Origin of the sequence: Microbacterium atlanticum, assembly GCF_015277815.1 — a bacterium.
GTDB classification, from domain to species: Bacteria; Actinomycetota; Actinomycetes; order Actinomycetales; family Microbacteriaceae; genus Microbacterium; species Microbacterium atlanticum.
The window spans coordinates 1640519-1653395 of sequence record NZ_CP063813.1; the positions used below are offsets into that span (position 1 = coordinate 1640519).

A 12877-nucleotide genomic window follows, 5' to 3' on the forward strand; every position below is an offset into this window, starting at 1 on the left:
CGCGCGCGCGGCGGGGCGGGGCATCCGCTCTCGTCAGCTGCGGTCAGGCGTTGGCGGTGACGCTCTCGGGCTCGGTCGCGAGCTCCGGCTCGGGGCGGCGCCGCGAAGCGAGGAAGGCCGACACGAGCGTCACGGCCGACATGATCGCCAGGATCACGCCGGGGTGCCACCATGCGTACCCCGTGGCCTCGCCGAGGGTGAGAGTGAGGTACGGGACGAATCCGCTGAGGGTCGCAGCCAGCGCATACGCGAACGACAGTGCCGAATAGCGGAAGTGGTCGGGGAAGAGGTCGTTCATCAGCCCCCCCAGCGCCGCCCACGCCATCGTCGGCAGGATGCCGCCGACGATCATCGTCCCGACGAGGATCGGGAAGGTCGCGAACTGCAGCAGGAAGTACATCGGGAAGGTGATGAGGAGCGTGCCGAGCGCCCCCCACACCACGACGTTCGCCGAACCGACGCGGGTCGCCCACGCGCCGAACAGCGGGATCGTGACGAGCTGCAGGAGGCCGCCGACGGTGGTCGCGATCAGAAGATCCTGGAAGCTGAACCCGAGCTGCTCGACGCCGTAGTTCACCGTGTAGGTGTTCATGAGCGAATACGAGCCGATGCCCAGCAGGGCGGCCCCGATCGCGATCGCCATCGCGGCGGGGCGCTGGACGAACATCGTCACGAAGGGGATCCGGTCGCGGCGCCCCTCGGCGACGAGACCCTCGAACACGGGGGTCTCCGAGATCGACCAGCGCAGGTACAGCGAGACGAGCAGGAGCGGCAGCGCCAGCAGGAACGGGATCCGCCATCCCCACTCGGCGATCTGCTCGGGCGGCAGCACGGCCGTGAGGACGATGAACACGGTCGCCGACAGGATCGAGCCCACCGGCGACCCCAGCTGCGGGACCGCGGCGTAGAAGGCGCGCTTGACCGGCCCGGAGTTCTCCGTGGCGATCAGGATGGAGCCGCCCCACTCGCCGCCCAGCGACAGCCCCTGCACGATGCGCAACAGGATGAGCAGGATCGCGCCGAGCCATCCGGCCTGCGCGTAGGTGGGCAGCAGGCCGATGAGGCCCGTCGCCACGCCCATGATCGCGACGGTCCACAGCAGCGTCGCGCGGCGACCCACGCGATCGCCCATATAGCCGAAGATGATCGCGCCGATCGGGCGCACGACGAACGCCAGCGCGATGGTGAGGAACGCGGCGCTCGTGGCACCGAACTGCCCCAGCGGGTCGAAGAACAACGGCCCGACGAAGAACGCCGAGAAGTAGGCGAAGAGGTAGAAGTCGAACGACTCGAGCGAGGTGCCGACCATCGACGCCCACGCGACGCGGCGCGTCGGCGAGGTGTCGGCGGGACGGGACGAGGCGGATGCAGCGGCGGTCACGGACGTCAATCTTGGCACGAGTCCAGAAACCGCGAGCGTGGCCGCCGCATTCCCCCTTGCGGCGCCACGGTAGAATCATCGGACCAGCGCAGATCCGGCCATCACCGGGGAGCTCTCGGAAGAACAGGACGCCACGGCGTGGCATCCCCAGTAGAACCGGGCGGGGCAGGCCCGTCACAGCCGCAGTGAGAGGGGTCGGATGCCTCAGCCGAGGCATCCGGCAATGCAGGGTGGTACCGCGGTCGGTCTGGTCTCCAGACGGGTCGTCCCCGCAGGAAGCACGCGAGCGAGCACCTGCGAGAGACCAATGACCTATCCCCGCCCCTCCGCCTTCGGACCCGCGGCCGACGCGTCAGCGCGCCCGGCCACCGGAGTCAGTCCCGTCGTCCCGAGTCCTCGCTTCCCCGACATCGAGCGTGAGACGCTGGCGTTCTGGGAGGCCGATCAGACCTTCCGGGCGTCCATCGACCAGCGCGAGGGGGCCGACGAGTGGGTCTTCTACGACGGCCCGCCGTTCGCCAACGGGCTGCCGCACTACGGTCACCTCCTCACCGGCTACGCGAAGGACCTCTTCCCGCGCTTCCAGACCATGCGCGGCAAGCGCGTCGACCGCGTCTTCGGGTGGGACACCCACGGCCTCCCCGCCGAGCTCGAGGCGATGAAGCAGCTCGGCATCACCGAGAAGAGCGAGATCGAGGCGATGGGCATCGCCGCGTTCAACGCCAAGGCGCGAGAGTCGGTGCTGGCCTACACGCGCGAGTGGGAGGACTACGTCACCCGTCAGGCGCGTTGGGTCGACTTCGAGCGCGGCTACAAGACGCTCGACTCGTCGTACATGGAATCGGTGCTCTGGGCGTTCAAGACGCTCCACGACAAGGGTCTCGCCTACGAGGGCTATCGCGTGCTGCCCTACTGCTGGCGCGACGAGACGCCGTTGTCGGCGCACGAGCTGCGCATGGACGACGACGTCTACAAGATGCGTCAGGACCCCTCGGTGACGGTCACCTTCCCGCTGGTCGGGACGAAGGCCGAGGCGCTGGGGCTCACCGGCGTGCGCGCTCTCGCCTGGACGACGACACCGTGGACGCTGCCCACCAACCTCGCCCTCGCTGTCGGCCCCGAGATCCGGTACGTCGTCGTGCCGGGTGGGCCGAACGGCGCCGCCGACGTGCACCGCGGCCCGGACGGTCAGGCGGACGAGGCCGAGGAGGCGTACGCGCACCGCTACCTTCTGGCCGAGGCGCTGCTCGGCGGCTATGCGAAGGACCTCGGCTACGACTCCGCCGAGGCGGCGCGCGAAGCCGTCGTCCAGACGGTGCTCGGGACCGAGCTCGAGAACGTCGCGTACGACCGGCTGTTCGACTACTACGCGGATGCCGCGACGTGGGGCACCCAGAGCGCGTGGCGCATCCTCGTCGACGACTACGTCACCACCGGCGACGGCACGGGCATCGTCCACCAGGCACCGGCGTTCGGTGAGGACGACCAGCGCATCACCGAGGCGGCCGGCATCCCGCTCATCATGAGCCTCGACGACGGCGGACGGTTCCTGCCGCAGGTCACCGACGTGGCCGGCGAGCTGTGGATGGACGCGAACCGCCCGCTCATCCGCCTGCTGCGTCAGGAGGGCCGCCTCCTGCGCGAGGCGAGCTACGAGCACTCGTACCCGCACTGCTGGCGCTGCCGCAACCCCCTCATCTACCGCGCGGTGTCGAGCTGGTTCGTGCGGGTGACCGCCATCAAGGACCGCCTGCTCGCGGGCAACGAGCAGATCACGTGGGTGCCCGAGAACGTCAAGCACGGGCAGTTCGGCAAGTGGCTGGACGGCGCGCGCGACTGGTCGATCAGTCGCAACCGCTACTGGGGGTCCCCGATCCCGGTGTGGAAGAGCGACGACCCCGAGCACCCGCGCGTCGACGTCTACGGGTCGCTCGAGGAGCTCGAGCGGGACTTCGGCCGCCTGCCCCGCAACGCCGAGGGCGAGGTGGACCTGCACCGCCCGTTCATCGACGACCTGACCCGGCCCAACCCGGACGACGCGACCGGCAAGAGCACCATGCGCCGGATCGAGGACGTCTTCGACGTCTGGTTCGACTCCGGCTCCATGCCGTACGCGCAGGTTCACTACCCCTTCGAGAACCAGCAGTGGTTCGACGAGCACTCGCCGGCGGATTTCATCGTCGAGTACATCGGGCAGACGCGCGGCTGGTTCTACGTCATGCATGTGCTTTCGACCGCGCTCTTCGACCGACCCGCCTTCATCGGGGTGTCGTGCCACGGCATCGTGCTGGGCAGCGACGGCTTGAAGATGTCCAAGTCGCTGCAGAACTACCCCGATGTGAGCGAGGTGTTCGAGCGCGACGGGTCGGATGCGATGCGGTGGTTCCTGATGGCCAGCCCGGTGCTGCGCGGCGGCAACCTCATCGTCACCGAGGAGGGCATCCGCGCAGGCGTCCGCGAGTTCCTCCTGCCGCTGTGGAACGCGTGGTACTTCTTCGCGACCTACGCCAACGCCGCCGGTGGTGCGGGCGGCGAAGGTTACGAGGCGTCGTGGCGTACCGACTCGACAGACGTGCTGGATCGCTACATCCTCGCGCTCACGGGCGATCTGGTGCGCGACGTCGCGGCCGATCTGGAGGCGCTGGACTCGACGCTCGCGGCGGCCAAGCTGCGCGACTTCGCGGAGGCGCTGACCAACTGGTACATCCGCCGCTCCCGCGACAGGTTCTGGCTGGGCGTCACCGACGACCCGAAGAGCCGCGAAGCCTTCGACACGCTGTACACCGTGCTCGAGACGCTCACGCGCGTGGCCGCGCCGCTCATCCCGCTGGTATCCGAGAAGGTCTGGCAGGGGCTCACCGGCGGACGCAGCGTGCACCTGCAGGATTGGCCCGATGCCACGGCGTTCCCCGTGGCCGATGACATCCGCGCCGCCATGGACGCCGTGCGCGAGGCATCCAGCGTCGCCAACGCGCTGCGCAAGAAGGAGGGCCGCCGGGTGCGCCTGCCGCTTCCCACGCTGACCGTCGCGGTCCCGGATGCCGCCTCCCTCGCGCAGTTCGAGGGCATCCTGCGCGACGAGCTCAACGTCAAGACGGTTCAGCTGATCGAGCTCGGCGACGAGGTGTCGGAGCGATTCGGCATCAGCAAGCGGCTGTCCGTCAACGCCCGCGCCGCCGGCCCGCGCCTGGGCAAGCAGGTGCAGCACGTGATCGCCGGTGCGAAGGCGGGTGTCTGGGAGGAGCGCGACGGCGTCGTGGTCGTCGACGGCATCGCCCTCGAGCCGGGCGAGTACGAGCTCACCCTCGAGGCGGGCGGGGTCCAGGAGGGAACGGCGATCGCGCTGCTCGCGGGGGAGGGGTTCGTGCTGCTCGACACGACGACCACGCCCGCCCTCGAGGCCGAAGGGCTGGCCCGCGACGTCATCCGCGCGGTGCAGGACTCGCGCAAGGCCGCCGGCTTCGACGTCAGCGACCGCATCCACCTGAGGCTCCTCTTCGATGATGCGGCGGACGGCGAGGCGGTGGCCGCTGCCTTCGACGCGGCAGATGTCGCGGGGGAGACGCTCGCCGTCGGCTACGCCGTGACGACCGGGGCGAGCGAGCTCGTCGCGTCGCGCGACGGCGAGGCCCCGATCGAGTACGAGGCGGTGTTCGACGCCGGCACCTACGCCAACCGCGGCGCCTTCACGGTGTCGGTGGGCCGGACGGAGGTGCCGGCATGACAGACCGCGACCGCCGCCGCGCCGACGCGGTCTACGAGGCGCTGCTCCAGCGCCAGGGGGAGCGCTGGGTGCAGCCGCGCGTCGAGCGCACCCGTCGCGTGCTCGAGCTGCTCGACGACCCGCAGAAGACGTATCGCGTCATCCACGTCACCGGCACGAACGGGAAGACCTCGACCAGCCGCATGATCGAGAGCCTCGTCCGCGCCCACGGCCTGCGCACCGGGCTGTTCACGAGCCCTCACCTGGAGCGGTTCACCGAGCGCATCATGATCGACGGCGAGCCGATCGACGACGCCGCGGTGGCCGACGCCTGGGACGAGGTCTCGCCGTTCGTCGACATCGTCGACGCGGAGCTCGCCTCCGAGGACGACGCGCCGCTGACCTTCTTCGAGCTGCTCACCGTGCTCGCCTTCGTCGCGTTCGCCGACGCGCCCATCGACGTGCTGGTGCTCGAGGTGGGAATGGGCGGGTCATGGGACTCGACGAACACCGCCGACGGTGATGTCGCCGTCTTCGCCCCGATCGACCTCGACCATGCGGACCGTCTCGGCGAGACGATCTCGCAGATCGCCCGCGTCAAGGCGGGCATCATCAAGGACGGAGCCGCGGTGGTCTCGGCCCGCCAGGATCCCGCCGCGGAAGGCGTGCTGCGCGAGACCGCGCGGCGCCACGGCGCGTCGATCGCCTTCGAGGGGGCGGAGTTCGCCCTCGCCTCGCAGCGACTGGCGGTGGGCGGCCAGCAGATCACGGTGCGCGGCCTCGCCGGCACGTACGAGGACGAGTACCTTCCGCTGTACGGCGCGCATCAAGGCTTCAACGCCGCGCTGGCCATCGCGGCGGTGGAGTCGCTCGTCGGCGGCGGTACGCAGCGGATCACCGGCGACATCTTGGCTGAGGGGCTGGGTGCCGTGACGTCGCCGGGCCGTCTGCAGCTCGTGGGCACGGCGCCGACGGTGCTCGTCGACGCCGCGCACAACCCGCACGGCGTGCGGGCGCTCGTGGCCGCACTGCGCGAGAGCTTCGACTTCGACGAGTGGGGGGTGGTGCTCGGCGTGCTGTCCGACAAGGACGCCGCCGGGATCGTCGCGGAGATCGCTCCGATCGCAGCGCACGTCTTCGCCACGGCGCCGGAGTCCGAGCGCGCCGAGGACGCCGATGCCATCGCCGATCTCGCCGAGGCGCAGGACCTGCGCGTGTCGGTGCACGCCGACCTGCCGGCCGCCGCGGACGCGGCGCGGGCGTGGGCCGCGGCATCCGATCGGCGCGCCGTCGTCGTCGCCGGCTCGGTCGTGCTCGCCGGGGAGGCGCTGGCCCTCGCGACCGCGGAGGACTGGAAGAGCGGGTGGAGCGAGTGAGCGCGCAACGCCCCGCACGGCGGCGCCGTCCCCGGGGCGCGGCCGAGTCGCTCGGCGCCATCGTGCTCGGATTCGAGTCGTTGATCGCATTCCTCGCGGGGCTCGTGATCTATGGGCTGGCGGCGCTTCCGGCGCCCATAGAGCCGTGGTGGGGAATCGTGGCGGGCATCGTGATGGCGGTGCTCATGATCGCGACCACGCAAGTGCTCCGCTTCCGCTGGGGTATCGCGCTCGGCTGGGCGCTGCAGGTGATCGTCGCGCTCGGCGCGTTCCTCGTGCCGGCGCTGGCCGTCGTCGCCGTCGTTTTCGGGGGCATGTACGGATATGCGACGATCAAGGGGGCCGCCCTGGACCGGCGCAACGCGCAGCCGGCGGGCAGCCCCGAAGAAGCCTGATCCGAGACGAAAGGCCCGCATGCCCACCGAAGAGACCCTGGTCCTCGTCAAGCCCGACGGCGTCGCTCGAGGCCTCACCGGCGCGATCCTCGCCCGCATCGAGGCGAAGGGGTACGCCCTCGTCGACATCCGCCTGGTGGAGCCCGACCGCGAGCGGCTCGAGCGCCACTACGCCGAGCACGAGGGCAAGCCCTTCTACGAGCCGCTGCTGGAGTTCATGATGTCGGGGCCGTCTGTCGCGATCCGACTCGCCGGCAACCGCGTCATCGAAGGCTTCCGTTCGCTGGCGGGGACGACAGATCCGACCACGGCCGCGCCGGGGACGATCCGCGGCGACCTCGGCCGCGACTGGGGTCTGAGGGTGCAGCAGAACCTGGTCCACGGGTCCGACAGCCCGGAGTCCGCCGCCCGCGAGCTCGACATCTGGTTCGCCTGACACCTCGGAAGACGCAGCCGGAGGGGCGGTCGCCGAGGGCGGCATGCTCGTTCACCCGACGAATGTCTGCCAGATGTTCACGATGGCGTTCATCTCGAGCTGCGCCAGCAGCAGGATGAGGGCGTAGCTGAGGATCGCAGCAAGCGGCACCCATGCCATGAGCCGGTCGGCGGCGTGCCGCACGCGTGCGGATGCGGGGAACTGCCCGGTGCGGAACAGGTGGAGCGTCACTGCGTAGAACGTGGGGATGGTCACCGACCACGTCACCATGCACCACGGGCACAGGGTCCCGAGGGCGTAGATGCTCTGGGCGATCAGCCAGATCACGAAGCCGAACGCGAAGGCGATGCCGGCCCAGAAGCACCACCAGAACCAGCGTGCGAACCGGGCGCCGGCCAGGAGCGCCATCCCCACCACGATCGGCGCGACCCATCCCGCGAGACCGAGGATCGGGTTGGGGAAGCCGAACACGCTGCCCTGCCACGAGTCCAGATTGGCTGTGCACTGGACCAGCACCGAGAAGTCGCACGAGGCGATCGCGTCCGGATTCGCGAGGGAGTGCAGCTTCTCCAGCGTCAGCGAGAGTGCCGCCCACCAGCCGACCGCGCCGGCGACCACGAGCCAGACGGCGAGTCCGGTGGGACGGGCGCGGGTCGGCTGCTCGGGCATGCCTCGGATTATGGCATCCGGCTCTGGGAGGGCCCGCACGGAGCGGCCGTGCGAAATCGCGGTGGGAAGCCGTCGGCGTGCCGCGAATGGGCAATCCGGCGGGGGAAGTGCGATAATGAGACTCGATCGATCACGGCCGCGCCGTGGAGATCGCTACAGAAGACTTCAGGGCGACGAATGCCCTTGGCAGCGCGAACCTCCGCCGGAGCGCCGGGATCCGCTGCAGACCGAGTGAGTTCGCGGCACCGCCCCGTCCGGAGGGGCATGGGCGGCGCCGCACGAGATTTCGCCGGGCGACGCGCGGTGCCGCCCCGCTAGGAGTACGCCAGTGATGGCTGATGGAACCGATGCAGAATTCCCGCCTGAGACCGATCCGGACGCGCCGCTGACGGCATCCGCGGGCGACGCGGCACCCGACCAGGTCACGGGCGAGCAGGCGACGGACGCGACCGAGGCCGGCCAGGACGCGGCGGAGGCCGCGACTCCGGATGCCGCCGAGGAGATCCCGGATGCCGCCGACGAGGCGGATCCCCGTCCTGCAGGGACCGACGCCCGGGGCGTGGAGTCGGGCAGCGCGGGCGCGGAGCCCGAGGCTTCGCCCGCTGAGGATGCGGAGGTCGACGGCGCCGACGGAGAGCCCGCGACCGAGGCGCCCACTGCTGTGAGCCTGGGGCTGCTGCCGGCGGAATTCGTCTCGGCGGTCTCGACGCAGCTCCACTTCTACGCACCCGAGATCACGGTCCTCCCCGCTCGGCCGGGGCGCGAGCGCGATCGTTTCGGCGACCGTGAGCCCGAGGCGGATGCCTCAGGTCCCGGATCGTCGCGCCGTCGCAACCGCCGCCGAGGTGGCGAGGGCCGGGACGAGGCATCCGCTCCCTCCGATCAGCCGCCGCACCCGCGTCAGCGCGCCGTCGAGCTCATCACCGAGCCGCAGCGGATCAAGGGCTCGACCCGGCTCGAGGCCAAGAAGCAGCGTCGCCGCGACGGCCGGGAGGCCGGCCGACGCCGCGCCGTCGTCACCGAGGCGGAGTTCCTCGCACGCCGCGAAGCCGTGGACCGCGTGATGATCGTGCGCTCGCGGAACGGGCGCATCCAGATCGCCGTCCTCGAGGACAACGTGCTGGTCGAGCACTATGTCGCGCGCAGTCAGGACGCATCGCTCATCGGCAACGTCTATCTCGGCCGCGTCCAGAACGTGCTGCCCAGCATGGAGGCGGCGTTCGTGGACATCGGCCGCGGGCGCAACGCGGTGCTGTACTCCGGCGAGGTCGATTGGGACGCCGTCGAGACGGGCAACCAGCCGCGGCGCATCGAGCTGGCGCTCAAGACCGGCGACCGCGTGCTGGTACAGGTCACCAAGGATCCGGTCGGGCACAAGGGGGCGCGGCTGACCAGCCAGATCTCGCTGCCGGGCCGGTACCTCGTGTACGTGCCGGGCGGCGCGATGAACGGCATCTCGCGCAAGCTCCCCGACACCGAGCGGGCTCGTCTGAAGAAGATCCTCAAGGAGGTGCTCCCCGAGTCGTCGGGGGTCATCGTCCGCACCGCGGCCGAGGGCGCCACCGAGGAGCAGCTGACCAGGGATGTGCAGCGACTCACCAACCAGTGGGAGCACATCTCGAAGCAGATCGAGTCGATCCAGGCGCCGGCCCTGCTGCACTCGGAGCCCGACCTGCTGGTCAAGATCGTCCGTGACGTGTTCAACGAGGACTTCTCGAAGATGCTCATCCAGGGCGACGACGCGCACCACACGATCTCGAAGTACCTCGAGTCAGTCGCGCCCGACCTCCTCGAGCGCGTGGAGCGCTACGAGGGCGAACACGATCCGTTCGACGAGTTCCGCGTCACCGAGCAGATCGAGAAGGCGCTCGACCGCAAGGTGTGGCTGCCTTCCGGGGGATCCCTCGTCATCGACCGCACGGAGGCGATGACCGTCGTCGACGTGAACACCGGCAAGTTCGTCGGCTCCGGCGGCAACCTGGAGGAGACGGTCACCAAGAACAACCTGGAGGCGGCCGAAGAGATCGTCCGCCAGCTGCGGCTGCGCGACATCGGCGGCATCATCGTCGTGGACTTCATCGACATGGTGCTGGAGTCCAACCGCGACCTCGTGCTGCGCCGGCTCGTGGAGTGCCTGAGCCGCGACCGCACCAAGCACCAGGTGGCCGAAGTGACATCTCTCGGTCTCGTGCAGATGACCCGCAAGAAGCTGGGCCTCGGGCTGCTCGAGACCTTCAGTGAGCCGTGCGAGGTGTGCGCGGGCAGAGGCCTCATCGTGCACCACGATCCCGTGGTCAAGCACCGCTCGGCTGCAGCCGGCGCGCCGACCTCGGGCCGCCGCCCGCGCGGCGGCTCGCCCGCGCCGGCGAACGGCGGCTCGAACGGCACGCACGTCATCACCGAGGGCGTGAAGTCGGCGCTCGCTCAGATCGCCGCCTCGACCATCCACCACCACGACGAGGCGCCGGCGCCCGAGCCCGCACCCCCGGTGGATCCCGCGCCGGCGGAGCGTCCGAAGAAGCGCAAGAAGCGCCAGGACTCGGGCCAGAAGCGCGAGGCGAAGACCGAGAAGGACATGCTCCTGGACTCGGTGCTCAGCGCCCTTCCCGAGCCGAAGGCGCCGGGCCAGGGGCGTTCCCGCCGACGCGTCACCACCGCCGCCCTCACCGGCACCCCCGTGGCGCACACTCCCGCCGAGGACTGAGACCGCGGCCCGGTCCCTCCGGGCCCTGTCGGCGCCGGCGCGGCATCGCTAGGGTGGGCCCGGGGGACGGGGGGAGCGGGGGGAGCGGGGGCGCCATGGCGCGCTACATGTTCGTCACATGGGACGGCGGTGGCAACCGCACGCCGACCATCGCCATCGGACGCGCTCTCGCCGCCCGTGGGCACGAGGTGCGCGTGCTGGGACACGACTCGCAGGCCGACGCCTACCGTGCGGCGGGCCTGCGCTTCCGGCCCTATGCCAGCGCCCCCGGTTTCCGGCTCGATCCGCGGCCGCGGGGCCTGCTGCGGCTCGTGACGGACCGGGGCCTCGCCGACGACGCGGTGGGCTGGCTGGCCGCCGAGTCCGCGGACGTCGTGGTCGTGGACTGCATGCTCGTCTCGGTGCTGGACGCGCTGGACCGCGCGGACCAGCGATTCGCCGTGCTCGAACACACCATGCACGACATCCTCGTTCCGGGTCTGCGCGCCCTGGAGCCCCTCGTCTGGACCAGCGGGATGCGCGTCGCACGACCCCGCTCGCACGCCAGGCCCATCGTGGTGGCGTCCGTCCCGCGGCTGCGCGTGCCGTTCCCGCCGGCGCCGCTGACGGCGGCACCCGGCGCCGTCGTGTACGCGGGACCCATGACGCCGGCGAGCGCCGCCCGCCGCGATGCCGCCACCGTGGTGCTCAGCCTCAGCACCTTTCGGTTCCCCGGCCTGGTCGCGCTGTGGCAGCGCGTGCTCGACGCCGTCCGCGCGATCGACGCGCCCGTCGTAGCGACCCTCGGGCCCGCGCTCGCTCCCGGCGAGGTGCGTGTGCCGCCGAACGTACGGGTCCACGAATGGATGCCCCACGAGGAGCTGTTCCCGGATGCCGCGCTCGTGGTGAGCCACGGCGGACACGGCACGTCCCTCGCCGCGCTCGCCCACGGCGTGCCGGTGCTCGTCCTCCCCCTGGACTCGACGTCGGACCAGCCCCGCATCGGGCGGGCGGTCACGCTGGCCGGAGTCGGCGAGACGCTGCCTCGCCGGTCGGGCCCCGCGGCCATCCGCGCGACCGTCGAACGCATGCTGCGGGACGAATCCCTCCAGCGGCGTTCTCAGCGCCTGGGGGAGGCCGTCAGAGCTCTCGACGGACCGACCAGGGCAGCGCGGGTGCTGGAGCTGTCCGCCTCCTCGCCGTGAGCGGTCAGCGGCGGTCGCGTGCCCTCACGCGCAGACCGGATGCGATGAGGCGGCGTACCAGCTCGTGCCCGCTGACGTGCTCCGCGCCGGCGGCGACCAGCCGGGCGTGCGCCTCCTGCGGGACGTCGTAGTGGTCCAGATCGAAGCCGCGGCGCGGGATTCCGTTCGCTGCGGCGAAGGCGTGAAGCTCGGCGAGGTCGGTATCCGTCACCAGGTGCGCCCACAGGCGGCCGTGAGCGGGCCAGCGCGGGTCGTCGATGAGGATCGCCACGTCCGAATCCTACGCACGGATGCCTCGACACGGTCGCACGCGCTTTCGCGAGGTGATGCGGCATCTGGTAAAGTAGACCCTTGGTGCGTCGAGATATCCGCACCGAGTCTTGGATGACGTCCTGAGCGCGTACGCGTGCTCCCAGAAGAAACAGGTGTGAAGTGGTTTACGCAGTTGTGCGCGCCGGTGGCCGGCAGGAGAAGGTCGAGGTCGGCACGATCGTCGTTCTCGACCGCCAGGCCGCGAAGGTCGGCGACAAGATCGAGCTCCCCGCGGTGCTCTTCGTCGACGGTGACACCGTGACGACCGACGCCGACAAGCTCGCGAAGGTCACCGTGACCGCCGAGGTGCTCGGTGAGGAGCGCGGCCCGAAGATCGTGATCCAGAAGTTCAAGAACAAGACCGGCTACAAGAAGCGCCAGGGTCACCGCCAGGACCTGACGCGCGTCAAGGTCACCGGCATCAAGTAAGCCACAGGAGACGCAGAGATGGCACACAAAAAGGGCGCAAGCTCCACCCGCAACGGTCGTGACTCCAACGCGCAGCGCCTCGGCGTGAAGCGCTTCGGCGGGCAGGCCGTCAACGCCGGCGAGATCCTCGTCCGCCAGCGCGGCACGCACTTCCACCCGGGCGCCAACGTCGGCCGCGGTGGCGACGACACGCTGTTCGCGCTGGCCGCGGGCGCTGTCGAGTTCGGCCACAAGGGCGGTCGCAAGGTCGTCAACGTCGTGGCGGTCGCAGAGTAGTCTTCGAAAGGC

11 protein-coding genes are annotated in these 12877 nt (G+C 70.6%); 8 read left to right on the forward strand and 3 right to left on the reverse strand.

The annotated features are described in order from the left end of the window. Nucleotides 1–43 precede the first annotated feature (43 nt). Nucleotides 44–1381: an MFS transporter gene (locus IR212_RS07365; RefSeq protein ID WP_228479529.1), complete on the reverse strand. Its 1338-nt coding sequence runs from the start codon at nt 1379–1381 to the stop codon at nt 44–46. 307 nt (nt 1382–1688) lie between these two features. Between IR212_RS07365 and ileS the strand changes: the two genes are divergently transcribed. Genes ileS through ndk form a run of 4 tightly spaced genes read left to right on the forward strand, consistent with a single transcriptional unit; the run spans nt 1689 to nt 7291 of the window. After that, complete coding sequence (gene ileS, locus IR212_RS07370) at nt 1689–5105, forward strand: isoleucine--tRNA ligase (protein WP_194398268.1); 3417 nt, start codon at nt 1689–1691, stop codon at nt 5103–5105. Beyond that, entirely contained in the window at nt 5102–6460 is a 1359-nt protein-coding gene (locus IR212_RS07375) for a bifunctional folylpolyglutamate synthase/dihydrofolate synthase (RefSeq protein WP_194398269.1), read from the forward strand. The genes ileS and IR212_RS07375 overlap by 4 nt, the downstream gene beginning before the upstream one ends. Then, nucleotides 6457–6855, forward strand: coding sequence for a DUF4233 domain-containing protein (locus tag IR212_RS07380; RefSeq protein WP_228479530.1), 399 nt, complete (start codon nt 6457–6459; stop codon nt 6853–6855). Before IR212_RS07375 ends, IR212_RS07380 begins: the two co-directional genes overlap by 4 nt. Before the next feature lie 19 nt (nt 6856–6874). After that, complete coding sequence (gene ndk, locus IR212_RS07385) at nt 6875–7291, forward strand: nucleoside-diphosphate kinase (protein ID WP_194398271.1); 417 nt, start codon at nt 6875–6877, stop codon at nt 7289–7291. Between the two features lie 51 nt (nt 7292–7342). Here ndk and IR212_RS07390 read toward each other — a convergent pair whose 3' ends face one another. Next, entirely contained in the window at nt 7343–7960 is a 618-nt protein-coding gene (locus tag IR212_RS07390) for a vitamin K epoxide reductase family protein (RefSeq protein WP_194398272.1), read from the reverse strand. Between the two features lie 331 nt (nt 7961–8291). Here IR212_RS07390 and IR212_RS07395 point away from each other — a divergent pair, with 331 nt between their 5' ends. Further along, the gene (locus tag IR212_RS07395; protein ID WP_194398273.1) at nt 8292–10664 is read left to right on the forward strand and encodes an Rne/Rng family ribonuclease; all 2373 of its coding nucleotides are present in this window, start codon (nt 8292–8294) and stop codon (nt 10662–10664) included. 95 nt (nt 10665–10759) lie between these two features. Continuing rightward, nucleotides 10760–11848: a glycosyltransferase gene (locus IR212_RS07400; RefSeq protein WP_194398274.1), complete on the forward strand. Its 1089-nt coding sequence runs from the start codon at nt 10760–10762 to the stop codon at nt 11846–11848. Between the two features lie 4 nt (nt 11849–11852). Here the strand turns inward: IR212_RS07400 and IR212_RS07405 are convergent, their stop codons facing one another. Continuing rightward, complete coding sequence (locus IR212_RS07405; RefSeq protein ID WP_194398275.1) at nt 11853–12119, reverse strand: DUF4031 domain-containing protein; 267 nt, start codon at nt 12117–12119, stop codon at nt 11853–11855. 161 nt (nt 12120–12280) lie between these two features. Between IR212_RS07405 and rplU the strand changes: the two genes are divergently transcribed. Further along, a complete protein-coding gene (gene rplU, locus IR212_RS07410; RefSeq protein ID WP_109211193.1) occupies nt 12281–12589 on the forward strand; it encodes a 50S ribosomal protein L21 in 309 nt (102 codons plus the stop codon). 18 nt (nt 12590–12607) lie between these two features. Beyond that, nucleotides 12608–12865, forward strand: coding sequence for a 50S ribosomal protein L27 (rpmA, locus tag IR212_RS07415; protein ID WP_109211194.1), 258 nt, complete (start codon nt 12608–12610; stop codon nt 12863–12865). The last annotated feature ends 12 nt before the right edge of the window (nt 12866–12877 follow it).

Bases quoted from the DNA above. Each gene is read 5' to 3' on its own strand.
- ileS (WP_194398268.1), top strand. From the start codon at position 1,689: ATGACCTATCCCCGCCCCTCCGCCTTCGGACCCGCGGCCGACGCGTCA.
- IR212_RS07375 (WP_194398269.1), top strand. From the start codon at position 5,102: ATGACAGACCGCGACCGCCGCCGCGCCGACGCGGTCTACGAGGCGCTG.
- ndk (WP_194398271.1), top strand. From the start codon at position 6,875: ATGCCCACCGAAGAGACCCTGGTCCTCGTCAAGCCCGACGGCGTCGCT.
- IR212_RS07390 (WP_194398272.1), bottom strand. From the start codon at position 7,960: ATGCCCGAGCAGCCGACCCGCGCCCGTCCCACCGGACTCGCCGTCTGG.
- IR212_RS07395 (WP_194398273.1), top strand. From the start codon at position 8,292: ATGGCTGATGGAACCGATGCAGAATTCCCGCCTGAGACCGATCCGGAC.
- IR212_RS07400 (WP_194398274.1), top strand. From the start codon at position 10,760: ATGGCGCGCTACATGTTCGTCACATGGGACGGCGGTGGCAACCGCACG.
- rpmA (WP_109211194.1), top strand. From the start codon at position 12,608: ATGGCACACAAAAAGGGCGCAAGCTCCACCCGCAACGGTCGTGACTCC.